This is a genomic window from Bacteroidales bacterium, assembly GCA_016707785.1.
Lineage (GTDB): Bacteria > Bacteroidota > Bacteroidia > Bacteroidales > UBA4417 > UBA4417.
The window spans coordinates 80,995-104,635 of the sequence record JADJGZ010000012.1 but is presented as its reverse complement, the minus strand read 5'-3'; the positions used below and the strand labels follow the sequence as shown (position 1 = coordinate 104,635).

Annotated in this window: 26 protein-coding genes; 19 read left to right on the top strand and 7 right to left on the bottom strand. The window is 39.9% G+C overall.

Annotation, left to right across the window (positions count from 1 at the left end; genetic code table 11):
* Positions 1-71: 71 nt before the first annotated feature.
* The 6 genes from IPH84_08355 to buk all read left to right on the top strand — a co-directional run bounded on the left by IPH84_08355 (position 72) and on the right by buk (position 7,211).
* Positions 72-1,454 carry a hypothetical protein gene (locus IPH84_08355; GenBank protein ID MBK7173232.1) on the top strand — a complete coding sequence of 461 codons (1,383 nt, stop codon included), beginning with the start codon at positions 72-74 and terminating at the stop codon, positions 1,452-1,454.
* Between the two features lie 56 nt (positions 1,455-1,510).
* The gene (locus tag IPH84_08350) at positions 1,511-2,668 is read left to right on the top strand and encodes a PQQ-dependent sugar dehydrogenase (protein ID MBK7173231.1); all 1,158 of its coding nucleotides are present in this window, start codon (positions 1,511-1,513) and stop codon (positions 2,666-2,668) included.
* 121 nt (positions 2,669-2,789) lie between these two features.
* Positions 2,790-3,599, top strand: coding sequence for a DUF2807 domain-containing protein (locus IPH84_08345; protein ID MBK7173230.1), 810 nt, complete (start codon positions 2,790-2,792; stop codon positions 3,597-3,599).
* Between the two features lie 132 nt (positions 3,600-3,731).
* On the top strand, positions 3,732-5,000 hold the full coding sequence (locus IPH84_08340; protein ID MBK7173229.1) for a peptidase M64: 1,269 nt from the start codon (positions 3,732-3,734) through the stop codon (positions 4,998-5,000).
* Between the two features lie 190 nt (positions 5,001-5,190).
* Entirely contained in the window at positions 5,191-6,093 is a 903-nt protein-coding gene (locus IPH84_08335; protein ID MBK7173228.1) for a bifunctional enoyl-CoA hydratase/phosphate acetyltransferase, read from the top strand.
* Between the two features lie 41 nt (positions 6,094-6,134).
* Entirely contained in the window at positions 6,135-7,211 is a 1,077-nt protein-coding gene (gene buk / locus IPH84_08330; protein MBK7173227.1) for a butyrate kinase, read from the top strand.
* A 6-nt stretch (positions 7,212-7,217) separates the two neighbouring features.
* On the opposite strand, the gene purN is transcribed toward buk, so the two are convergent.
* A complete protein-coding gene (gene purN / locus IPH84_08325; GenBank protein ID MBK7173226.1) occupies positions 7,218-7,805 on the bottom strand; it encodes a phosphoribosylglycinamide formyltransferase in 588 nt (195 codons plus the stop codon).
* Between the two features lie 325 nt (positions 7,806-8,130).
* On the opposite strand from purN, the gene IPH84_08320 reads away from it, so the two are divergent.
* From IPH84_08320 to IPH84_08290, 7 genes are all read left to right on the top strand, one after another.
* Positions 8,131-8,367, top strand: a complete 237-nt coding sequence (locus IPH84_08320; protein MBK7173225.1) for an acyl carrier protein — start codon at positions 8,131-8,133, stop codon at positions 8,365-8,367.
* A 14-nt stretch (positions 8,368-8,381) separates the two neighbouring features.
* Positions 8,382-9,635, top strand: coding sequence for a beta-ketoacyl-ACP synthase II (fabF, locus tag IPH84_08315; GenBank protein MBK7173224.1), 1,254 nt, complete (start codon positions 8,382-8,384; stop codon positions 9,633-9,635).
* Between the two features lie 2 nt (positions 9,636-9,637).
* A complete protein-coding gene (gene rnc, locus IPH84_08310; GenBank protein MBK7173223.1) occupies positions 9,638-10,375 on the top strand; it encodes a ribonuclease III in 738 nt (245 codons plus the stop codon).
* A 69-nt stretch (positions 10,376-10,444) separates the two neighbouring features.
* Positions 10,445-11,356, top strand: coding sequence for a cation transporter (locus IPH84_08305; GenBank protein ID MBK7173222.1), 912 nt, complete (start codon positions 10,445-10,447; stop codon positions 11,354-11,356).
* Between the two features lie 12 nt (positions 11,357-11,368).
* A complete protein-coding gene (gene pyk, locus IPH84_08300; GenBank protein MBK7173221.1) occupies positions 11,369-12,796 on the top strand; it encodes a pyruvate kinase in 1,428 nt (475 codons plus the stop codon).
* 55 nt (positions 12,797-12,851) lie between these two features.
* Positions 12,852-13,352, top strand: a complete 501-nt coding sequence (locus IPH84_08295; GenBank protein ID MBK7173220.1) for an IPExxxVDY family protein — start codon at positions 12,852-12,854, stop codon at positions 13,350-13,352.
* Positions 13,342-13,782 (top strand): hypothetical protein, encoded by a 441-nt coding sequence (locus IPH84_08290; protein ID MBK7173219.1) that lies wholly within the window; start codon positions 13,342-13,344, stop codon positions 13,780-13,782. The genes IPH84_08295 and IPH84_08290 overlap by 11 nt, the downstream gene beginning before the upstream one ends.
* A gap of 13 nt (positions 13,783-13,795) precedes the next feature.
* Here IPH84_08290 and pheS read toward each other — a convergent pair whose 3' ends face one another.
* The 4 genes from pheS to IPH84_08270 all read right to left on the bottom strand — a co-directional run bounded on the left by pheS (position 13,796) and on the right by IPH84_08270 (position 17,110).
* Positions 13,796-14,818 carry a phenylalanine--tRNA ligase subunit alpha gene (gene pheS, locus IPH84_08285; GenBank protein MBK7173218.1) on the bottom strand — a complete coding sequence of 341 codons (1,023 nt, stop codon included), beginning with the start codon at positions 14,816-14,818 and terminating at the stop codon, positions 13,796-13,798.
* A gap of 172 nt (positions 14,819-14,990) precedes the next feature.
* Entirely contained in the window at positions 14,991-15,617 is a 627-nt protein-coding gene (locus IPH84_08280; GenBank protein MBK7173217.1) for a peptidylprolyl isomerase, read from the bottom strand.
* Positions 15,618-15,669: 52 nt separating this feature from the next.
* Complete coding sequence (locus IPH84_08275) at positions 15,670-16,500, bottom strand: peptidylprolyl isomerase (GenBank protein MBK7173216.1); 831 nt, start codon at positions 16,498-16,500, stop codon at positions 15,670-15,672.
* A gap of 19 nt (positions 16,501-16,519) precedes the next feature.
* On the bottom strand, positions 16,520-17,110 hold the full coding sequence (locus tag IPH84_08270) for a thymidine kinase (GenBank protein ID MBK7173215.1): 591 nt from the start codon (positions 17,108-17,110) through the stop codon (positions 16,520-16,522).
* Between the two features lie 132 nt (positions 17,111-17,242).
* On the opposite strand from IPH84_08270, the gene IPH84_08265 reads away from it, so the two are divergent.
* From IPH84_08265 to IPH84_08250, 4 genes are read left to right on the top strand one after another with little or no spacing between them, the layout of a single operon-like run.
* Entirely contained in the window at positions 17,243-18,031 is a 789-nt protein-coding gene (locus IPH84_08265) for a hypothetical protein (protein MBK7173214.1), read from the top strand.
* Entirely contained in the window at positions 18,032-19,372 is a 1,341-nt protein-coding gene (locus IPH84_08260) for a M28 family peptidase (protein ID MBK7173213.1), read from the top strand.
* Between the two features lie 31 nt (positions 19,373-19,403).
* Positions 19,404-20,117, top strand: a complete 714-nt coding sequence (gene rsmI, locus IPH84_08255) for a 16S rRNA (cytidine(1402)-2'-O)-methyltransferase (GenBank protein ID MBK7173212.1) — start codon at positions 19,404-19,406, stop codon at positions 20,115-20,117.
* Positions 20,114-20,551: an NUDIX hydrolase gene (locus tag IPH84_08250; GenBank protein ID MBK7173211.1), complete on the top strand. Its 438-nt coding sequence runs from the start codon at positions 20,114-20,116 to the stop codon at positions 20,549-20,551. The genes rsmI and IPH84_08250 overlap by 4 nt, the downstream gene beginning before the upstream one ends.
* A gap of 1 nt (position 20,552) precedes the next feature.
* Here the strand turns inward: IPH84_08250 and elbB are convergent, their stop codons facing one another.
* A complete protein-coding gene (elbB, locus tag IPH84_08245) occupies positions 20,553-21,200 on the bottom strand; it encodes an isoprenoid biosynthesis glyoxalase ElbB (protein MBK7173210.1) in 648 nt (215 codons plus the stop codon).
* Between the two features lie 190 nt (positions 21,201-21,390).
* Between elbB and IPH84_08240 the strand changes: the two genes are divergently transcribed.
* A complete protein-coding gene (locus IPH84_08240; GenBank protein MBK7173209.1) occupies positions 21,391-22,050 on the top strand; it encodes an SOS response-associated peptidase in 660 nt (219 codons plus the stop codon).
* Between the two features lie 35 nt (positions 22,051-22,085).
* On the opposite strand, the gene IPH84_08235 is transcribed toward IPH84_08240, so the two are convergent.
* The gene (locus tag IPH84_08235) at positions 22,086-23,075 is read right to left on the bottom strand and encodes an acyl transferase (GenBank protein MBK7173208.1); all 990 of its coding nucleotides are present in this window, start codon (positions 23,073-23,075) and stop codon (positions 22,086-22,088) included.
* 46 nt (positions 23,076-23,121) lie between these two features.
* Here IPH84_08235 and IPH84_08230 point away from each other — a divergent pair, with 46 nt between their 5' ends.
* Complete coding sequence (locus tag IPH84_08230) at positions 23,122-23,622, top strand: hypothetical protein (GenBank protein ID MBK7173207.1); 501 nt, start codon at positions 23,122-23,124, stop codon at positions 23,620-23,622.
* The last annotated feature ends 19 nt before the right edge of the window (positions 23,623-23,641 follow it).

Genomic DNA, 23,641 nt, shown 5'->3' with positions numbered 1-23,641 from the left:
ACAAAAAATACCGAAATTTGTGGAAACGCAATCCCAACATAGCATTCAGGCCATCTAAAATGAAGTAAAAAATGAGCACCCGGCAATTGAATACCTTAATCAGCTTCATTTTCCTTTCAATACTCACTTCCGGATGTAATAATAGTTCCTCCTCATCTATTCTGATAGAAGAACCCGGAAAAATAACAGAACAGGTCAAATGTGTAAAAGATACCAGTCTATCCTACACTTTATATGTTCCATCATCCTATCAAAAAGAAAAGAAATGGCCGGTATTATTATGCTTTGATCCTCATGCCGAAGGATTGTTACCGGTCCGTCTGTTTAAAGAACAAGCTGAGAAATATGGCTTCATACTCGCAGCCTCCAATAATTCTAAAAATGGAATGTCCCCCGCTGAAACTAACCTGATATGCAAAACAGTGCTTTCAGACCTTACTTCAACTTATTCCACAGATTCCAAAGCTATTTACCTTGCAGGTTTTTCCGGTGGGGCAAGAGTGGCAGGATCCTTTGCACTAAACGAAGGCAACATAGCAGGAATTATTGCAATCGGAGCCGGACTACCTGCTCAAAACCCACAACAGGATATTACATTCAGCTATCTCTCCATAGCCGGAACCTGGGATTTTAATTATACAGAATTGCATCAATTGGATAAAAAATTGGAAGCCACGGGTACTACTCACTATCTTCTTGAATATGATGGCCCTCATGCCTGGCCACCATCAGAAATTGTACCTCAGATTTTCACCTGGCTGGAGTTTGACAGAATGCGAAAAGGAACAGTAAACCTTAACCGGGTACTGATCAACCAGTTCATCGATGATAATTTTAACCTGGCAGATAGTGCCCGAAAGAATAAAGATTTTGTTACCAGCTATAAGTACCTGGTAAAAATGAGGCAATACCTGGAAGGTCTGACAGATCTCACACCATTAAATTCAGAAATTGACAGAGTCATTACAGAACCTTCCTTTATTGCCGCACAGCAAAGGAATGAACAAATTCTTTCCACCGAAATAAACTTACAGTCACAATATTCCCTTAGTATTCAAAGTGAACAACCCGACTGGTGGATGAAGGAGTCCCAAAAACTTCGTTCTGCCTCAGAAAAATTGCCACAATCAGACGAAACACATATGTATAAGCGTCTGCTCGGATTCCTTAGTCTCAATGCTTACTCACTCTCCAATAGGTCTATCCGGCAGGGCAACCTGGAAATGGCTTTCCATTTTGTGGAACTTTACAGTATTATTGACCCCTCCAATTCTGAACATCGTTACCTTGCTGCATTGATATTGATACAGCAAGGTCAAAAAAAGGAAGCTTTGAATGCACTTGAAGATGCCTTTCAACTAGGATTTAAAGATTATTCCCGACTTAATAAGGAACCTGCCTTTAAAACTCTTGTAAAAGACCCCGAATATATCAGGATAACAAAGTCTCATTGAACTGGTTATCATGTTGTTGGGTTAAAAATTAAACCAGTCCTTCAAAACCAAACCATATGAAACCTCTATTTTTCACCAACAGGATTTTTTTATTATTAGGAGTAATTACCCTGATAGGATGCAATCAAAAAACTATTGATGAAAAACTCATCCCTTTTGCCAAAGATATTGATCAACCCTGTAGTATAACAAATGCAGGTGATGACCGGTTGTTCGTTGTTGGACAGAAAGGATACATTTATATACTGGATTCTGCAGGGAATAAACAGGCAGAGCCATTCCTTGATATCCATGAAAGGGTTGTTTACGGAGGTGAGAGAGGTTTACTTGGACTTACATTCCATCCCAATTTTAAAGAAAATGGGTATTTCTATATCAATTATGTAGGTGCAGAAGACTCAACACATATTTCCCGATTTAGCATAAAACCCAATAACGGCAATGCAGCTGATGCCAGTAGTGAAATTAAAATCCTGAGCATAAAACAACCTTACTCTAATCATAATGGAGGTTGTATCACTTTTGGTCCGGATGGTTACCTTTACATAGGTATGGGAGACGGTGGTGCAGCCGGAGATCCTGAAAACAGGTCACAGAATCCTAATGAACTGCTTGGGAAAATGCTTCGCATCGATGTTGACAAATCGGTGCCATATTCTATTCCAGCTGATAACCCTTTTGTAAACGACAGTAACTATAAGCACGAAATCTGGGCTACCGGGTTGAGAAATCCCTGGCGTTTTAGTTTCGACAGGCTAAATGGCGACCTCTGGATTGCAGATGTAGGTCAGAATAAAATAGAAGAGATCCATCTTCAAGTTGCAGAGAGTAAAGGTGGAGAGAATTATGGATGGAGATGTTTCGAAGGCAATGATCCCTTTAATCAGGAAAACTGCATAAAAGATGTACCATTTGCATTTCCGGTTCACACTTACGCGCATGGTGATGAATGTTCTATAACAGGAGGATATATCTTCAGGGGCTCTGAAACATCTTTTTACTATGGACAATATTTCTTTGCCGATTATTGCTCTGACCGGATCTGGACACTTCAACTTAAAGATGGGAAATGGCAGTCAATAGAGTTCGGGAGGTTTAAAAATAATAATTTCAGCACCTTTGGAGAAGACAATAAAGGACGATTATATGTTGCCGGATTGAGCAGCGGTAAAATTTTCAGGATTAACACTTCTCTTCTTCAAACCAAGGACTAAAAGGTTGTTGCATATTACTTCCCGAAGCATACTCATTCCTTATTAGGAATAATCATAATTCACTGTAACTTTTCATAGCCTTGTACGTCAAAGGCATTGATAACTTCTTTCATCCCCGATCATGAATAGTTCCATTACTTTGAAACCTTTTCTGTTTTTCGGATTATTTCTCATTCTACTGGCCACCACATCCTGTAGTGACCTTCAGTGCATCGATGGAAACAACGAAATGGTAAAAGAGAAAAGAATTCCGGGATCAGGCTTTGATGCTATTACTCTTTCTTCCGATTTTTCTGTATTCATTACTCATAGTAAAGTTGACAGCATAGTTATTGAAGCAGAATCAAACCTTATCCCCAAAATAATCACTGAAACCCGGAATAATAAGCTTGAACTTAGAACCGAGGGAGACATTTGTTTAAATCCACGTAAACCTCTTATTATCAGAATTTTTACTAATCATATTTCAGAGTTGGACATATCCGGTTCTGGCAATATTCAATCAGATTCCATTATTTCAGAACAATTAATGCTCACCATTTCCGGGTCCGGATCCTTTAAAGCGCCCATTCATGTAAATAATCTTCTGGCTACCATTGCGGGGTCAGGCAATGTTGAATTGTGGGGAAAAGCCACTAAAGGAGAATTAGTCATCAGCGGAACAGGTAATATTGACTCCTATGGACTGGATATGGATTCCTGCCGGACATCCATTTCAGGATCCGGTAATAACTATGTATTTGTCAGAGATTTATTGGAAGCTACCATTTCAGGAAGTGGCTCTGTTTTTTATAAAGGCAGCCCAGAGGTACAGTCGCATGTCTCGGGTTCAGGCAGTGTGGTAAATAAACCTTCCGGAAGCGCCCAGGCAATGAGCAGGCTGGGAGGATTCAGCTTTCCCCCATCAAGAACTATTTACCTGATATACTAACCTCAATACGCTTTGTTTGATAAGCTTCCGACGAACTGAGTCAGGAGAACAAAACTTTTTAAGGCTATCCTTCCTTTGGTGAGCCAAAGGTTTCTTTTGTATATTCGTTTGTCCATTCTCAATACACTCCTGATGAAATTTATCGGAATACTTTGCCTCGTTTTGGTATCATTGGCAGCAAAAGCCTCCTTTGATGACTGGTTTTATCCCCGCACACTTCGTATTGATTACTATCATACTGGAGATGCTCAACATGAGTTGTTTTCATTAGATGAAATCAAAAGCGAACCTTTCTGGGGAGGATCTTTTGAACAACTTATCGATTCCCTTCAAATGGGCGAGTACTATTTTAAAGTGTACGACAAAGAAAGTAATACCCTGATATATAGTTATGGGTTTTGTACCCTTTTCGCTGAATGGCAATTTACTGAAGAGGCGAAACATTTGAGGAAGAGTTTTTCGGAAACCCTGGTCATGCCCTATCCAAAAAAAGACATCCGGATTGAGATTTTGAGTCGCAATAGCTTGGGCATCTATCAGATAGTTCATGAATTTAAAATTGAAACATCTAATTACTTCATTACATCTGAACGACGATATAACTACCCCCAATATGATGCATTAATTAATGGAATTCCCGCCAAGAAAGTTGATATTGTAATACTTCCAGAAGGATATACAGCGGATGAAATGGAAGATTTCAAAAAGGATTGTGATAAATTTACCTTAGAGTTATTCGCATTTGAACCTTTCAAACAAAATAAAGACAAGTTTAATATCCGTGGGATTTTAGCTCCGTCAGCCGAGAATGGAACAGATATTCCGGGCGACAGAATCTGGAAAAAAACAATTCTGAATACCACCTTTTATACTTTCGACTCTGAAAGGTATCTCATGACCTACGATAATAAAAGTGTGAGAGATCTTGCTTCAAATGTCCCTTATGACCAGATTTATATCCTGGTTAATACTAAAAAATACGGCGGTGGGGCAATTTATAATTTCTACAACACCTCCGTAAATAGCAACTCATCATCCGCAAAAATCTTTGTACATGAATTCGGACATGGATTTGCCGGATTAGCTGATGAATATGATGATGGTTCAACTGCATTCAATGAAATGTATCCCCTGGATATTGAACCCTGGGAACCAAATCTAACTACATTGGTTGATTTCAGTCATAAATGGAAAAATCTACTTCCAGAAAATACAGTGATACCAACACCCTTGAATACTGATGACCCTTTGAAGTTAGGCGTTTATGAAGGTGGCGGTTATGTAGCTAAAGGGCTTTACAGACCGGCAACTGATTGTATGATGAGATCCTTTAAGGGAAATGCCTTTTGTAATGTGTGTGAAACAGCTATTCAACGGATGATTGATTATTATACAGATTAATCCTTTTTCTATTTATCCTCCATAATCCCAGGTTTTAACAAACATTTGGGAAGAACTATTCTAAATAGCAGGTAAAGTATCGGGAAGCCTTCAGAAATGATAGGCAATTATCTAATTTTGCACGGTATTTTATTGATAACTACAATAATTCTAATGTTATCTCTTTAACAACACTTAAAAAAAACATACCATGACCATTACAAAATTGGAACAAATCTTCGATCTTCTGAAATCAAAACAAAAACGGAGATTGGTAGCTGCCTACGCCAATGATGCACATACAATTGAAGCTGTTTATGCTGCAGTGAATAAAGGCATCATCGATGCTACCCTTACAGGTGACGAAAGTAACATCCGTAAAATTTGCCAGGATCATGGTTTTGATGTTTCATCATTTGAAATTGTTCATGAGCCTAATGAAATAAAAGCAGCATCACTGGCCGTTCAACTGATCAATGAAGGTAAAGCTAACCTTTTAATGAAAGGTTCATTGAGTACGGACAAATACATGCGTGCGATCCTGAATAAAGAAAAAGGACTTTGCAATGAAGGAGCTGTATTAAGTCATATTACCGTGATGGAATTTGCTGCATATCACAAACTGTTGACTATTAGCGATGTTGCAATTATCCCTTTGCCTGATTTCAAGCAGAAACTGAGAATCATTGATTATATGGTTAAAGTCTCTAAAGCAATAGGTGTCGAAAAACCAAAAGTGGCAGTTATTGCTGCAACAGAGCAAATGCTAGCCGGAATGCCAGCCTGTGTTGATGGTGCAATGCTTGCAAAAATGAGTGACAGGGGGCAGATACAAGGTTGTATTGTAGATGGACCTTTAAGCCTGGATTGCGCTATAGATAAGGAATCTGTTGAGATCAAAAAAGTGACCGGACCCGTTGCCGGCGATGCAGATTGTCTGTTGTTCCCAAATATTGAAGCAGGTAATGTCTTCTTTAAAGGGGGAACAAAGCTGGCTGGTGCTGAATTAGCTGCTTTCGTAGCGGGCGCAAGAGTTCCTTGTGTACTCACTTCAAGAGGTGACAGCGCTCTCACCAAAACATATTCTATTGCTCTGGCTGCATTATTGGCTTGATAGTTTTACCTTAATCAAGAATTCATAACTGATTGCTGACAATGGAAGATTTTCGTATTCTTGCTATAAATCCTGGTTCAACCTCTACAAAAATTGCGGTTTACCAGAATACGAACCCAATTTTTGTAAAGAATATCACCCACCATAGTGAAGAAATTGCGAAGTTCGAACATATAGCCGATCAGTTTCATTTCAGGAAAGACATTATCTACAAAGAGTTAGAAGAAGCAGAGATTCAGCTGGAAAAGATACAGGCTGTTGTGGGAAGGGGTGGGATGCTTAAACCGATCCCTTCAGGCGTATATCGGGTAAATGACGCCATGAAATATGATCTTCATGAGAGGCCTATTAAAGAACACGCCAGCAACCTCGGTGGACTAATCGCCGATGAAATTGCCAACTCTTTGCCTAATGCTAAAGCCTATATTGCTGATCCTGTTGTGGTTGATGAATTACACGACCTGGCAAGAATATCTGGACATCCCCTATTTAAACGCATCTCCATATTTCATGCCTTAAATCAAAAATCTATCGCCCGCCAGCATGCTAAAAGTATTATGAAACGCTACGAGGATCTGAATTTGATCGTAGTGCATATGGGTGGAGGCATTACGGTTGGGGCGCATGAAAAGGGCAAAGTAATTGATGTAAACCAGGGATTAGACGGTGAAGGACCTTTTTCACCTGAACGCAGCGGAACATTGCCTACCGGTGACCTGGTTCGTTTCTGCTTTAGTGGGGAGTACACTGAAAAAGAGATCATAAAAATGGTGGTTGGCAATGGCGGAATTGTTGCCTACCTGGGCACAAATAGTGCTTATGAAGCAGAAATGAGTGCTCAGAATGGTGACCAGAAAGCCCGGTTCATTCTTGAAGCCCTGGCTTACCAGGTAGCCAAATCAATTGGTTCTATGGTGCCCGTCCTTAAGGGAGATGTTGATGCTATACTTTTAACTGGTGGAGTAGCCCACAGCAAGTGGATTACCAATATGATCATTGAAAGAGTATATAAGTTTGCCCCGGTTTATACCTATCCAGGGGAAGATGAAATGCGCGCACTCGCAATGAATGGACTGATGGTGCTTAAGGGTGAAATTGAGGTGAAAGAATACGCCTGAGAAGAGTTATTTTTCTCTGACCCCTGAAACCAGGTTCTCAATAACTTTAGGAAGATACTCATATTCCAAAGCATGGATTTTGGAAGCTAATGTCTCAGAAGTATCTGATTCTGTGATAGGACATCGTGCCTGAAAGATGACTTCCCCTTCATCATACTTCTCATTCACATAATGTATTGTAATTCCACTCTCTGGCTCCCCGGCCCGGATAACTGATTCATGAACCTTACTTCCAAACATTCCTTTGCCTCCAAATTTGGGAAGTAAAGCCGGATGAAGATTTATGATATGATCTGGATAGGCTTGCAGGATATTTGATGGGATTAACCAAAGAAAACCGGCTAAAACAACCCAATCTACTTTTTTGCTCCTGAGGTCTTCAAGAATGTCACTGGAATGATAAAACTGCTCTTTATTGAAAAGTCTGGCGGGTACATTCAGATTCTTTGCCCTTTCAAGAACATAAGCTGAAGGATTGTTGCAATAGATTCCGGCAATCTCCAGAATATTTTTTTCAGAAAAATACTCTATAATCCGCTGGGCATTACTTCCACTTCCTGAGGCAAAGATTGCGATTCTAGGTAAGAAATCCATTCCGGGTAATTTTAATCCAAAATTAGGATAAAATTATCAATTCACATGGATACTTCAGTGTTAGCAATCTTGGAAGAAAAAGCATAAAAAATTTTCACATCTTACTTCAATATCCAGCTCTTTTCCTTTCAATAATTCCTTTTTGCGATTGAAATCAGTGGGCTAAAAAGATATTCTTTGAGCTACAAACCCATATATCACTGATGTATACTATTAATTTTCTGTAACTTATGTATAAAGAATCCAAAATATTTAAATCATTTTTTGGTTTATGTCGGTAAAAGCTTTTTCTTTGCAGCCCAAAACCAATTAAAAGAGTACAACAATGTCCGACATTGCAACAAGAGTAAAAGCTATCATCGTTGATAAGCTTGGAGTTGACGAAAAAGAAGTTACCCCCGAAGCAAGTTTCACCAACGACCTGGGTGCCGATTCATTGGACACCGTTGAGCTGATTATGGAATTCGAGAAAGAATTCAACATTGCTATTCCCGACGATCAGGCTGAGAAGATCGGCACAGTAAGCGAAGCTATTGCTTACATCGAAAACAACGCGAAATAAGTAAATCACGTTTGATGAAGTTAAGGCGAGTAGTAGTTACGGGCCTTGGCGCACTGACTCCGGTAGGAAACACCATCCCTGAATACTGGAATGGTTTATTAACCGGGGTTAGTGGCGCTGGACCGATTACGCGTTTCGACGCGTCAAAGTTTAAATCACAGTTTGCCTGTGAGGTAAAGAACTTTGATCCAATGAATTTCTTTGATCGCAAAGAAGTTCGTAAGTATGATCCATTTACCCTTTTTGGGTTGGTAGCGGCTGATGAGGCTGTTATCAGTTCAGGAATGGAAATAGATAAACTGGATCTGGACCGGGTAGGCGTTATCTGGGCTTCAGGTATTGGAGGGATGTCCTCTTTTTATGAGGAGGTTGCATCCTTTGTTACCGGAGATGGCACTCCACGCTTTACTCCTTTCCTGATTCCGAAAATGATTGCTGATATTGCTGCCGGTCATATTTCCATTAAATATGGTTTCCGCGGCCCTAATTTTGCCACGATTTCTGCTTGTGCATCCTCAGCAAATGCGCTGATTGACGCCTATACATATATTCGTCTTGGTAAGGCCAATATTTTTGTAACTGGTGGATCAGAAGCCACAATCAATCCCGCCGGTATCGGAGGTTTTAATTCTCTCCATGCCATTTCTACAAGAAATGATGATCCATCCACCGCATCAAGGCCTTTCGACAAAGATCGTGATGGTTTTGTTATGGGAGAAGGTGGAGCTGCTTTGGTTTTTGAAGAAATGGAACATGCTCTTGCCCGCGGTGCTAAAATCTATTGTGAAGTTGCCGGCGCCGGTATGAGTGCAGATGCTCATCATATGACAGCTCCTCATCCTGAAGGTATTGGTGCTAAAAATGCCATGCGTTTCGCCCTTGAAGATGCCGGAATGAATCTTGAAGACATTGATCATATCAATACTCATGGAACTTCCACCCCTCTTGGTGATATCGCTGAAATAAAAGCTATCGTTGGTCTTTTTGGTGAACATGCAAAGAAAATTGCAGTCAATTCTACCAAATCAATGACCGGTCACCTTCTGGGAGCTGCTGGAGCTGCTGAGGCAGTTGCTTCTATCCTGGCTGTATATAACGATATTATCCCTCCAACAATCAATCACTTCACAGATGATGAAGAGATTGATCAGAACGTTGATTTTGTCTTCAATAAAGCCTCAAAAAGGACTGTAAATGCAGCTTTAAGCAATACCTTCGGCTTTGGCGGTCACAATGCGTCCCTTATCTTCAAGAAATTCGAACAATAGCCTTGTCCCCGTTCGACGTAATTAAACCCATCAGGGTTATACTTTCAGAAGACAAAGAGTTATACTCCTTCATAAAGAATATTTTCGGGTTTTATCCTGGAAATATTTTTTTGTATAAACTGGCCTTCAGGCACAAATCCCTTGCAAAAGAACTCACTAATGGCACAAGGGTTTCTAATGAACGATTAGAATACCTTGGGGATGCCATTTTAAGCGCTGTTGTAGCTGATTATCTTTTTAAAATATTCCCTATTAAAGGGGAAGGCTTCCTGACTGAAATGCGGTCCAGGATCGTTAGCCGGGCATCCCTAAATAAACTATCCCAAAAATTAGGACTTGACAAGCTTATCCAGGTTAGTACAGAAGGAAATAATGTGTACAAATCGATGAATGGCGATGCTTTTGAAGCCCTGATAGGAGCCATATACCTCGATAAAGGGTATCAATTTACCCGAAGAATCATCATTGAAAAAATCATTCTTCAGCACTTTGACCTCGATGAACTTGAAAACAATGATACTAACTATAAAAGCCGTTTAATCGAGTGGGCCCAAAGAGAAAAACATAGTGTTGAATTTATCCAGGTCAGCGAAGTCGGGCATGGATATACAAAACAATATGTTATTGAAGTGCTTATTGACAAACGCCCTTTTGGAAAAGGCAGGGATTATTCCATAAAAGGAGCCGAACAAAATGCTGCAATGAAAACACTAATAGAATTGGATATCTCTAAAGCCTGACATTGTCAAAGTTTTCCTTTGCTGACTTGCTGAACTATTTATTCTATTCAAATTCTTAATCCTCTTTTCATGAGTACGCACGGATCAAATAAAGCCGTATTTTTTGCCCTGGGTGGTAATCTTCTTATTGCGATCATCAAATTCATTGTTTCCTTCATTACCGGAAGTGCTGCCATGCTGGCAGAATCTATACATTCCACGGCTGATTCATTCAACCAGGTATTACTCCTTATTGGAAATAAACGTTCTAAAAAAGCAGCTAATGAAATGCATAGTCTGGGCTATACCAGGGAGATTTTCTTCTGGTCGCTGATAGTTGCCGTATTACTGTTTTTTGTCGGCGCGCTGTTCTCTATTATAGAAGGAATTGAAAAGACTATTCATCCGGAGGAGATAACCGGAGTAAAGTGGTTGTTTATTGTTTTAATATCATCCATTATCATTGAAGCCAAATCATTCCAGGTAGCTTATAAGGAATTCAGAAAAACCCATAAACAACCTCTTTTAAAAGCCCTGCAACAATCCAATGATGTCAACCTGGTAGTAGTGATCTTTGAAGATTCTGCGGCTTTGCTCGGCCTAATCATTGTCCTGATTTCGACTTTACTGGCATGGCAGGTGGATCCAATCTTTGATGCAATTGGTAGTATTATGGTTGGAGTATTGCTCCTGGTGATTTCAATTATGCTGATCATTGAAGTTAAAGCACTAATAATTGGTGAAAGTATTCCCCGGGACGAAAGAAATAAAATCAAAGAAATCATTCACTCCTATCAAAAGATTAAACATATCAACAGGGTGCAGACCATGGTAACAGGCAATCATAAATATATGGTTCTCTTATCTGTTGATCTTGAAGATGACATGAAAATTTATGATGCCGAAAACCTTATTGATAAGATTAAAGCTGAAATCATCTCACATATTCCCGAAATAGAGACTATCTATATCGAGATTAAAGACGCAGTAAGAAACCAATAAATCTGTACCTGGATGAAAACCAAAATTGTTGCTACAATAGGACCAGCGTCTTCTTCGCCTGATATGCTCAGGAAACTGATAGAAAATGGTGTAAATGTCTTCCGGTTGAATTTCTCCCATGGCACGTATGAAGATCATGAAAAAGTGATCATCTCGATTAGGCAGTTAAACCTTGAATTAGGAACACATGTTTCTATCCTGGCTGATTTACAAGGGCCTAAAATCAGGATTGGAATCATGGAAAATGGAATAGTTCAGATGGAAGATCATCATGAACTGATTATTACAACTAAAGAATCAATTTCTACGGTTGACCGTTTATATATTACTTATCCTGAATTTGCCAAAGATGTAAAAGCTGGAGAAGATATACTCCTTGATGACGGGAAATTACAATTCAGAGTAATCGAAACAAATGGATCTGATGAAGTAAAGGTCAGAGTAGTTCATGGAGGCCCATTATCTTCAAAAAAAGGCGTTAATCTGCCCAATACCAATGTTTCGATTCCTTCTTTAACGGTAAAAGACAAAAGAGATCTTGAGTTTGCTATTAGCCAAAAAGTGAATTGGGTTGCATTGTCGTTTGTCAGGTCAGGCAATGATATTGTTGAACTTAGAAAGGAAATAGAATTATTAACCCAGGAATCATTCCGTCCCCGGATTATTGCAAAAATCGAGAAACCGGAAGCAGTAAAAAATATGGATGAAATTATTGCTGCTACCGATGGTATAATGGTTGCCAGGGGTGATCTTGGTGTTGAACTCCCTCTTGAACAGGTTCCCCTTGTTCAGAAAACCCTTGTTTCGAAATGTGTGAGTGCCTCAAAACCCGTAATAATCGCCACCCAGATGATGGAAGGAATGATCTCCAACATCAGGCCAACAAGGGCTGAGGTCAATGATGTTGCCAATTCTGTGCTCGATGGTGCCGATGCTGTTATGTTAAGTGGTGAGACTTCAGTAGGAATGTTTCCGGTTGAAGTGATTCAGACTATGAAGAAGATCATTACTGAGGTCGAAGAATTCCAGGATATCTATAATAAGGAACATCATGTTGACCCCGAAAATAAAGTCAGTATCATTAGTGATTCCATTCTCTTTGCTGCCTGTAAAATTGCCCGCGAATCAAATGCCCGGGCAATCCTGGCCATGACCCATACAGGTTATTCTGCTTTCAGGATCAGCAGTCAACGACCACGGCAGGATATTTTTATTTTTTCAAATGACCCTTACCTTGTTTGTACTTTAAGCTTAGTATGGGGAGTTAGAGCTGTCTATTTCAATGAAATTGAGCAATCCACCACAAGGACCCTTAAAAAAATTACTGAAAAATTGATTTCAGCTGACTTGATCAGGAAAGGTGATTTGTTGGTTAATGTTGCTAGTACCCCTATCTATATTTCTGGTAACACAAATATGTTGAAATTAAGTTTCGCCTGACATTCCTGATTATAAAGGTTTTGCTTAATTTTATCATGGAATATGCTATTGAGCCATGGCCAGGAAAAACCGTTTGGATGCTGTAACAGAATTTGCAATTGCCCTAATAGGAATTGCTACATCGCATCGCGATTATAAACTGGTTCATTACATTAACGAGAGTTTGCAGATAAACCTGATAAACGAGGAAGACCTCCCGGTTTTTAATGTAAAAAATGATTCTCTTTCCTATTTCCCATTCTTCACCTATTACCATCCGGATCTAAGGACCGACTTCTGCCTCATTGCGAATAACAATAATAGTACTTTCCTGATTCCTTCGCTTAAACAGATAAATTTCTTTCTCCTGATGCAAGGCGCAGCTTATCAGCAGCACATAGATACAGTTTCAGCGAGTTTAAGAAAAATACAGGGGGTCCAGGCAGCTATACTTGTAAATCAGTCTGGAATTAAAGAGATAGGACCATTATTGGAAGATATCGAATTGCATAAGATCGAAATTCAGAAGAAGGCAGGAGATTCTATTGTCAAGTTATATAAGAATGATGAAGAGTAAATCTCTTGAATACACCCTGGTTTCAGTACAGGTAATTACTGCTGCATATCTTGTGATTCAAACATCGTGGATGAATATGAATGCCTGGAGCTTAATCATAGTTGCATTATCAGGTTTTTTGGCAATTTGGTCTATTGTAATCATGCAATTGGATAATCTTCGCATTACTCCAAGCCCGGGAGAAATGGCACGACTTGTTACCAAAGGACCTTACAAACTGATCAGGCATCCCATGTATGCATCTTTGATCTTGCTTTCCCTTCCTTTGGTACTGGCAGAATTCAATGTAATAAAACTGGTGATGGGACTCTTATTGGCCCTTGACCTACTGATCAAATTGAATTATGAAGAAAAGCTTCTAAAGCAGAAATTCCCCCAATATGTGGAGTACTGTAATAATACAAAGAGGCTGATTTCTTTTATATATTAGTGCATTGGGAAGATCAGAATGAAGACTCAAACTGCCTCAGGAACCTGATGTCATTCTCAGAGAACATTCTCAAATCTTTCACCTGGTATTTCAGGTTGGTGATACGTTCAATACCCATTCCAAAAGCGAATCCACTATAAATCTTGCTATCGATTCCACAATTTTCCAGAACATTAGGATCCACCATACCACAGCCAAGAATTTCTACCCATCCAGTGTATTTGCAGAATCCGCATCCTTTTCCACCACAAAGGTTACATGAAATATCCATTTCTGCAGAAGGCTCAGTAAAAGGAAAGTATGAAGGACGCAGACGAATCCTGGTATCAGGAGCAAACATTTCTTTAGCAAAATAGAGTAAGGTTTGCCTTAAATCAGCATATGAAACATTCTTATCAATGTAGAGTCCTTCTACCTGGTGAAAGAAGCAGTGAGCGCGGGCTGAAATAGCTTCATTGCGGTAAACCCGACCAGGGAAAATGGCCCGGATAGGGGGCTTGGTAGTTTCCATAGTTCGAATCTGAACGCTTGAGGTATGCGTACGTAAAGCTATATCCGGATCTTTTTCAATGAAGAAGGTATCCTGCATATCACGTGCCGGATGCTCCGGAGGGAAGTTCAATGCAGAGAAATTATGCCAATCATCTTCTATTTCAGGGCCTTCACTAACAGTAAATCCCAGCCTTGAGAAAATGCGAATAATCTCATTCCTTACAATATTCAAAGGATGACGGGACCCTGCCTCCCGGAATGAAGCGGGCATAGTTAAATCGACATTGATATCCTCCTTCTGCTCACTTCCTTCCAACATCTCCTTTAACTGGTTAACTTTTTCCTGTGCAGCGTTCTTCAAGAGATTTAACAATTGCCCGGCATCTTTCTTTTGTTCAACCGTTAATGTTTTAAACTCTTCAAACAAATCCTGAAGCAAACCTTTCCTACCAAGGAACTTGATCCTGAATTGTTCCAGGTGTTCCATATTCTCAGTTGAGAAGCTTTTTACTTCTTCCAGGAGGTTGTTAACTTTATCTTTCATACCATAATCTTTATATCCGGAGCGGATAGGCCAATAAAAAGCAAACCTGCTGATAAATCAACAGGTTTGCAAAGTTCGGAAAAAATTTGTTTCAAGGATAAGAAAGCTGTCTGTCAAATTATTGGAAACTAACCTGACATATCCGGCTCTCACTCAAATATCGCTGCTCAAATTAAAGGACTTTCACTGTCATTTTGACATCCTGAACAGGTTTGTCACCAGGGCCCGTTTTAACGGCAGCAATTTTATCAACAACATCAATGCCTTCAATTACTTCTCCAAAAACTGTATATGCTCCATCCAAATGAGGGGTGCCTCCGACAGTTGTATAAGCTTTTCTTTGTTCAGCTGTGAATTTTTTACCCATTTGTCCTTCAAACTGGTTTAACTGGGCATCAGTGTACTTAGCGCCCTGGACAATGTAAAACTGAGAACCGGAGGACTCTTTCTTGGGATTTACCTGGTCACCCATACGGGCAGCAGCTAGCGCTCCTTTTTTGTGAATATGAGCAGGCAGAATTTCAGCAGGAACCCTGTAATCTTTTTCAGGTTTCCCGGCGGCAGCACCACCACCCTGAACCATAAAACTATTGATCACTCTATGGAAGATTGAACCATTGAAGAACCCTTCATTAGCTAGTTTAACAAAATTATCCCGGTGTTTGGGAGTATCGTTGTAAAGGACCAGCTTAATATCTCCATAATCTGTGTGAATCAATACTTTAGTCTGTTTTTGTGCATCAAGTTCCATTGAAAAAATGAATAAGAGGATGAATGAAATGAACGTTACTTTTTTCATGATGATTTGCTTTATTATTATAAGAAGTTAAGACCAGAATTGTTCATTGTATTTATTTGCGACGACTTATAACCTTCATGGTCATACGGATATCTGTTTCTGGCCTATCATTGGTATCCCTTTTCATGGCAGCAATCTGATCAACAATTTCCATGCCACTGATGACCTCACCAAATACCGTGTATGCTCCATCCAGGTGCGGGGTTCCCCCTATGGTTTTATATATCTGTCGCTGATTCTCTGTGAGTTTGAATGGCTTAGTTCTCATATATTCAGCTTCGATAGCATTATGGTATTTTTCTACTACCATCCGAATATTTGCAGTATCCCTTCGATCTACAAAAGATTTAAATTGATTATATGCAATTGTATCTGCTTGCTTTTTCAGAAGACTGAATAAAATGTACTGCTTTGTTCTCCGTTCAACTTTTAGCTCTACAGCATTTAGTTCTTCATCAGTGAATTTTTTGCCTTGAACGATGTAGAACTGAGAACCCGATGACTCTTTCTTTGGATTAATATCATCACTTTCACGGGCAGCTGCAAGTACCCCTCTTTTGTGGATGTATTGGGGAACATATTCAAAAGGCAATGTGTAGGTAGTATCACCATTACCCAGAAACTGTCCGGGACTAGCATGCCTTGAATCAGGATCGCCTCCCTGTATCATAAAATTATTGATTACCCGGTGGAAAAGTAATCCATCATAATAACCCGATTCAACCAATTTCAGAAAATTGTCATGATGTAAGGGGGTCTTATCATAAAGCTTTACATCAATATCACCTAAAGGTGTGGAAATTCTCACAACATCTTCCTTTTCTTTGAAAGTGCAACTACTAATGAGCACCGTAACAAAAAGAATGGCTAAACTAGTTTTCATTATCCAGGATCATTAGAATTTATAATGAGGGAGCAGCATTTTTCCGGGCAGTAAAACATTTACGGCAAAGCGGTTCATAACTCTCTTTTTCTCCAAGTAGGACCAGTTTTTCACCTTCTACAAGCCGATGTGAATAATGGGCAAGATCACCACATTGCATACAGATCGCATGAACTTTCGTAACATACTCAGCGGTTGCCATGAGTGTGGGTATAGGTCCAAATGGATTACCCTGGAAGTCCATATCCAGTCCGGCCACAATCACTCTTGTACCCTGGCTGGCTATATAATTGCAAACGGCCGGTAAATCAGCATCCAGAAACTGCGCTTCATCAATACCAATCACATCACATCCTTCAATATACAGCAATATTTCTGAAGCAGTCTGAATAGGAATCGAGCGTATACTGTTCTCATTATGTGAAACAACATTGATTTCATCATAGCGTTTATCAATTTCAGGCTTAAAGATTTCAACTTTTTGCCTGGCGATTCTTGCCCTGTTTAAACGACGAATCAGTTCTTCAGTTTTTCCTGAGAACATGGAACCACAGATCACTTCGATCCATCCCCGACGCTGAGTAAGATTAGCTGTATTTTCAATAAACATGCTCTTCTATTGGCTTATCTTTAGTACTTTTAACCAGCATTTGTTTATCATACAAACATAAGGATTTATCCAAACCAAACCTCAGGTTTACAAAGGAAGCCTGTAGAAAACATAACCAAACCTGTATATACTATGGAAATCAACCGCCTCTCCCGAGAAGCTGATGAACTCATCAGAAAAGTTGTTGCGAGGTACAATACACTTTATACTTCAACTGGAAAAATTTCACAACTCGAACTTGATCTTATTCTGGATGATCTCAGGCAACTCTATGAAAAGTTTAAAATCATAGGCCATATGAACATCCAACACCAGCAGGAGCAGCTTAAAGCAGTGAATTTGAATCCTACAGTCATTCCTGATCGCACAAGTGTAACAGAATCGGATCCTGAACCTGAATCAAAACCTGAACCTGATATAAGTGCGGCTGTTCAAACAGATCCTCTGCCTAAAGAAACAACTCCGGATATTCCTGTCAAGGAAGAAATTATTGCTGAAGTAGTCCCGGAGAAACAAGAAACCGAACCAGTCCCTCCTGCTATACCAGCTGCTATTGACGAGGTGCCCTCCAATCCTTCACATACCCTTGCTGATAAATTCAAGTCAGATCATAAATCATTGAGCGACGTCATTTCATCAGGTTCTCAAAAAGAAGGCTCGCTTGGAACCAGGCTGGGAAATGTGCACATTACTGATTTGAAATCTGTGATCGGGCTGGCAGAGAAATTTGCTTTTATCAACGAATTATTTGGTGGCGATCCTTTGGCTTATGAAAAAGCGATTGTTCAGCTCAATGGCTCTTCACACCTTAATGAAGCGGAGACCTATCTCGGAACTTTGCGGTTAAATCATAAATGGCCTGCTGACTCTCCATTGGTGAGCCTTCTATATGAGATGGTCCGAAGGAAATTCAATCTATAAATGGCAAGACTAATCAGGTATAATAATGTACCGGGGATGAATAAATTCTTTTGCAGTTCCTTCCTGTTAATTTTCTTTCTACTAATAAACATATCGGGTGTTAGAGCACAGGATCTTAATTATGCAAAACACCTGGTTGATACGCTGAGTTCTCCATCTTTTGAGGGGAGAGGATATGTTAATGGAGGAGACAGCAAAGCTGCTGAGTTTCTTGCAAATGAATTCCGCACGTTAAATATTCAACCGTTCGGGGATTCGTTTATGCAAGCCTACGATTTTCCAATCAATACCCTACCAGGAAAACTTGAAGTATCAATTGACGGGCAGTCACTCGATGCCGGCAGTCAATTCCAGGTTTGGGCTGCTTCTCCAACCATCAAAGGAACATTTCGAATCATCAGGGTGAATGCTGCTGATCTTATTAATCCCGCAAAATTGAGGAAGCACTTAAAAAGAAGTTATGCTGACAAGTTCATTTTAATTGACCGGCAAGGTATTTCAGATAAAAGGATCCTTTCAGGGATAGATTCACTTAAATACACCAATTATTTAAATGCCAAAGGACTGATCTTTGTAAACGATCAAAAACTCTCCTGGTCGGTGATGATCGGGTATAAACCATTCAATTACCCTGTTATTGACATCATAAAAAGCAGCTTACCCTCACGTTCCCATTCTATTAGCCTTAATGTTGAAAGTAAATTTTACCGCAATTATAAAACCCAGAATGTAATTGGCTTCATAAAAGGATCGGTATACCCGGATACATTTCTTGTTTTTACAGCCCATTATGATCACCTTGGCCGAATGGGGGAAGAAGTATATTTCCCGGGTGCCAATGATAATGCCAGTGGCACTGCAATGGTCATGGACCTTGCAAGACATTACTCCATTCAAAGCAATGCTCCGGCTTATTCAATGGTTTTCATACTTCTCAGTGGAGAGGAGGCTGGGCTTCATGGTTCAAATTACTGTGCCGAACATCCGCCTTTCAATTTGAAGAAAGTGAAATTCCTCATGAATATTGATATGATAGGGACAGGAAGTGAAGGAATTACTGTAGTCAATGGCAGCAAGTTTAAGGAGGCCTACCAGAGAATGGTAAAAATAAATGCAGACCAGGAGTATATACTGACTGTTAAGGAAAGAGGTGAATCCTGCAATAGCGATCACTGTCCATTTTATAAAAAGGGAGTCCCGGCCGTCTTTATTTATTCAATGGGCAAGGAATTCAGTGAATACCACAATGAAGATGATCTCTTTTCCAAACTACCCTTTACTGAATATTCCGATATTTTCAGATTGGTAAAGGATTTTATGAATAGTGCAACCCATTGGTAATTTTACTCAAAATCAGAAATCACAGCATTCAATGAAACTATACCTGGTTCCTACCCCGATTGGCAATCTGGAAGATATCACTCTAAGGGCATTGAGGGTATTGAAGGAGGTGGATGTTATCCTTGCGGAAGACACCCGGACATCCTCCAAACTATTAAAGCATTATGAAATAGAGAAAAAGCTGATGGCTCATCACCAGTTTAATGAGCATAAAGTACTTGATTCTTTGATTCGTCAGATTGCCTCCGGTCAAACTATGGCAGTTATCACTGATGCCGGCACTCCGGGAATATCAGATCCGGGATTCCTTCTCATAAGGGCTTGTTTGCAAGCCGGAATTGAAGTAGAATGCCTGCCTGGTCCTACAGCCTTTGTTCCTGCCCTGGTGAATTCAGGATTTCCTAGTGACAAATTCTTCTTTGAAGGTTTCCTGCCCCATAAGAAAGGCAGACAAACCCGATTAAAGGAACTGGCAACATTGCCTTATACATTTATCCTTTATGAATCACCCTTTCGTCTGGTAAAAACGCTGGAACAACTTGGAGAATTCCTGGGTATGGAACGCAGAGTAAGTGTATCACGAGAGTTGACAAAAATATATGAAGAAACCCGTCGGGGGAGCCTCCATGAAATTGCTTCCTGGTACAAAGCCCATCCACCCAAAGGAGAAATTGTGATTATTGTTGAAGGTTTAACAAAAAGTTCACTGAGTTCCGTAAACGTTGAAGTGGAGGAAGAGGAATGAGTTACTGTTACGATTACCCCAGGGCTGCTGTTACCGTTGATGCGCTGATTTTCAGAGATGTGAAACAGGGGACTGAAGTTCTTCTTATACGAAGAGGAAACGAACCTTTCAAAGATATGTGGGCATTACCAGGTGGTTTTATCGAAATGGATGAAACACTGGAAGAAGCTATCCAGAGAGAACTACAGGAAGAAACAGGCCTTTCAGGAATTGAGCTTAAGCAATTGCACACATTTAGTAGTGTGAACAGAGATCCCCGGCACAGAACTATCAGCACAGTTTTCTGGGGAATAATGACCGAAGAGGATGATAAGGTAATAGCAGGTGACGATGCAAGTGAAGCCGGTTGGTTCAGGACTAACGACCTTCCATCACTGGCTTTTGATCATGCAGAAGTAATACTAATGGGGCTGAAAAATTTAAAGTCTGAATAGCCTACATTGATTTTAACATCGCTTTCACAATATTATCGGCTCCTTCCGCAATCTGGGAAATGGTAGCATCCAACATATAACATGGAGTGGAGAAAACCTTGTGCTTATCATCGATAACAACCTGTCCATGTCCCGCTACAATATGCTGAGCGCCCATCTTTTCAACAAGTTCCACCGTTTCTGCTTCGTCCCCAATTGTAATGGAAACATTTCCAAGTATTTTTGCAAGGATAACAGGTGAAATACAGAGGGCTCCGATGGGTTTCCTGTGGCTGATAGCTTCCCGGATAAGTGTTGAAACGGTAGGATCAACTGAACATTGATCTCCTTTAAATGCAAAGTTGCAGAGATTTTTAGCAACACCAAAACCTCCAGGAAAAATGATTGCATCAAAGGTCCTGACATCCAGGTCATTTAACGGTTTGATCTTTCCCCTGGCTATCCTTGCACTTTCTACCAATACGTTCCTGGTTTCATTCATTTCCTGGCCTGTGGAATGGTTAACGACATGATGCTGTAAGATATCAGGAGCAAAAATATCATAACCGGCTCCATTTTTTTCAATAGCAAGAAGAGTCAGGACAGCCTCATGGATCTCTGCACCATCATAGACTCCACATCCTGCCAGAATAACTGCAAACTTTTTCATAAACCTTTTGTTTAGTATCTGCTTGAAACATGTTGATTCTACAAATATAACAGGCTGAATGAGATAATCTGCTATCTTTAAATTAAATTCTCAATTACTGTAGCATTGAGAAGAAAAATGCTGATGAAGCAAGGTGTTCCATGGACGATAACAATGTAGTTTCTTCAACAATATCAATCAAAAGGAACCTATGTGTGGCCGATTTTCATTAACAGTGAATGAGCTTGAACTCAATCTCAGGTTTGAGACCGAAGGAGGGACAACTCCTTATATTTCAAGGTATAACTGCGCTCCAACCCAAATGATGGCTGTTATCAGTAATCAAAATCCGAAGCAACTTAGTTATTATAAGTGGGGATTGATTCCTTCGTGGGCTAAAGATCCGGGGATCGGAAATAAGATGATCAATGCAAGGGCAGAATCCATCACTGAAAAGCCTTCGTACCGGGTTCCATTGCGTTCGCAACGATGTTTGGTACCCGCAGATAGTTTCTATGAATGGAAACAAAATGGACATAAAATTCCCTACAGGATCTTTCTTAAGGAACATCCAATTTTCTCTTTTGCAGGCCTTTGGGATCGATGGAAAGATCCACAGGGGAATTTAATTCATTCCTTTACAATTGTGACAACGGCGGCTAATAGTTTCATGAAACCTATCCATGAAAGAATGCCTGTAATCCTGGACCCCAGGGATGAAAGCATTTGGTTGAATTCTAACAGCGAACAACAATTACTTTCATTGTTAAAGCCCTGTGCATCAGAACTAATGGAAGCATATGCCATATCTGATCTGGTTAATTCACCCAGGAATGATTCCCCGGAAATTATACGCAAAGCCGAGATCTGAAAAAGGGTGAACCTTCAAGAGGAAGCAAAGGATCTTCAGGCAATTAACAAGGAACAACCTCTTATATCACTGGCATCGAATCGCCCCAAAACTTCGAATGAACCATCATTATATACTTTCCCCAAATCCTGAGTAGCTATAAAAGAGCAGCTATCTATATTGGCAAGGTCGATGATATTTATTCCACCACTAACACCTTGATCTAATAAGGAGATGGGGTCATTAGGGTCGCTGATCATAATCTGCATCCAGGGAGGACAATGATAAATTCCCTCACCTCCTGACCATGCCTGAGATAATAATTCGGTCATTCCGTACTCTGAATGTATAGACCCGACACCAAATCCTTGCATGAGGGAGTTATGCAATTCCATTCTTGTCAGCTCTGTCCTACGGCCTTTCATTCCGCCTGTTTCAAAAATCAGTGCATCCTGGAGGTTTAGTGAAAACTTTTCCACCAAATCCAAAAGTGCATAGGAGACTCCGAAAAGAATAATTTTGTTACCCGCGTCCCTGGCTTCATTTAGATGCAACACCAATGAATCCAATTCGTTAAGATAGAACCCACCAAAAAGCTGGTTACTCTTCCATCGCAGTTTTTCGATCATATAAACAAGAGAGGAGTTCCCTCTTTCAAGGTAGGAAGGGAGAAGTGCGAAAATATTGTAATCCTTCAAAGAGTTGTAAAACATTTCAAATCCCCGGGTGAAGCTTTCTTCATAAAGCCCCGGATCAGCAATGTAGTGCCTGGCAGGAACCATCCCTGTGGTCCCTGAACTTTCAAAAACCAACTGCTCCGGGTAGTCCCCTGTTACTACTTTATGTGTCTTAAAGAATGAAACCGGCAGAAAAGGAATTTCCCGGATGGAATTGATATCTGAGGGATCTTTCTTAAGTCCATCAACGAATTGATGATAGATTGAATTTCCTTTATATTGATAATGAAATATTTTAACCGCCAGATCGTTGAATTCTTTACGATTACTGACTGAAAATATCTGATGTCTCAATGTTTCCCTTTCCATTCAAAAAATTGTATTTTTATTCCCCTGAATTAAAATGATGAAAAGTTTGCCAAAGATAGTCCTATTTCTGCTACTGCCCGCCATTAGTATGCTTACCTCTTGCATTAAGGAAGATCAATACCCTATTGAACCAGTAATCCAATACCAGGGTTTTGGAGTAATGTCAGATATTAACAACCACGATTCTTTGGGTCAGCTCACAATTTCTTACACCGATGGGGATGGGGATATCGGGCTATATGACTATGATACAATTGAACCATACAAGTATAACTTCTATATGAAGTTTATGTATATGAAAAATGGTCAAATGACTGAATTGATTCCCTCAGATACAAATCTTGGTTTTAATGCAAGAATACCCATACTTACCCCTGCCGGAAAAAACAAAAACATAAAAGGTGAGATCAGTATTGACCTTGAACTTTATTATGCATGGCCTCTTCTGGAGAGTGACACCATAGGATTTGAGGTATTTATTAAGGATCGTGCTCAACACATCAGCAATATCATTCAGACACCTCTGTTCATCATTCGAAAACCCTAGATCATCAACTGAAAATAAC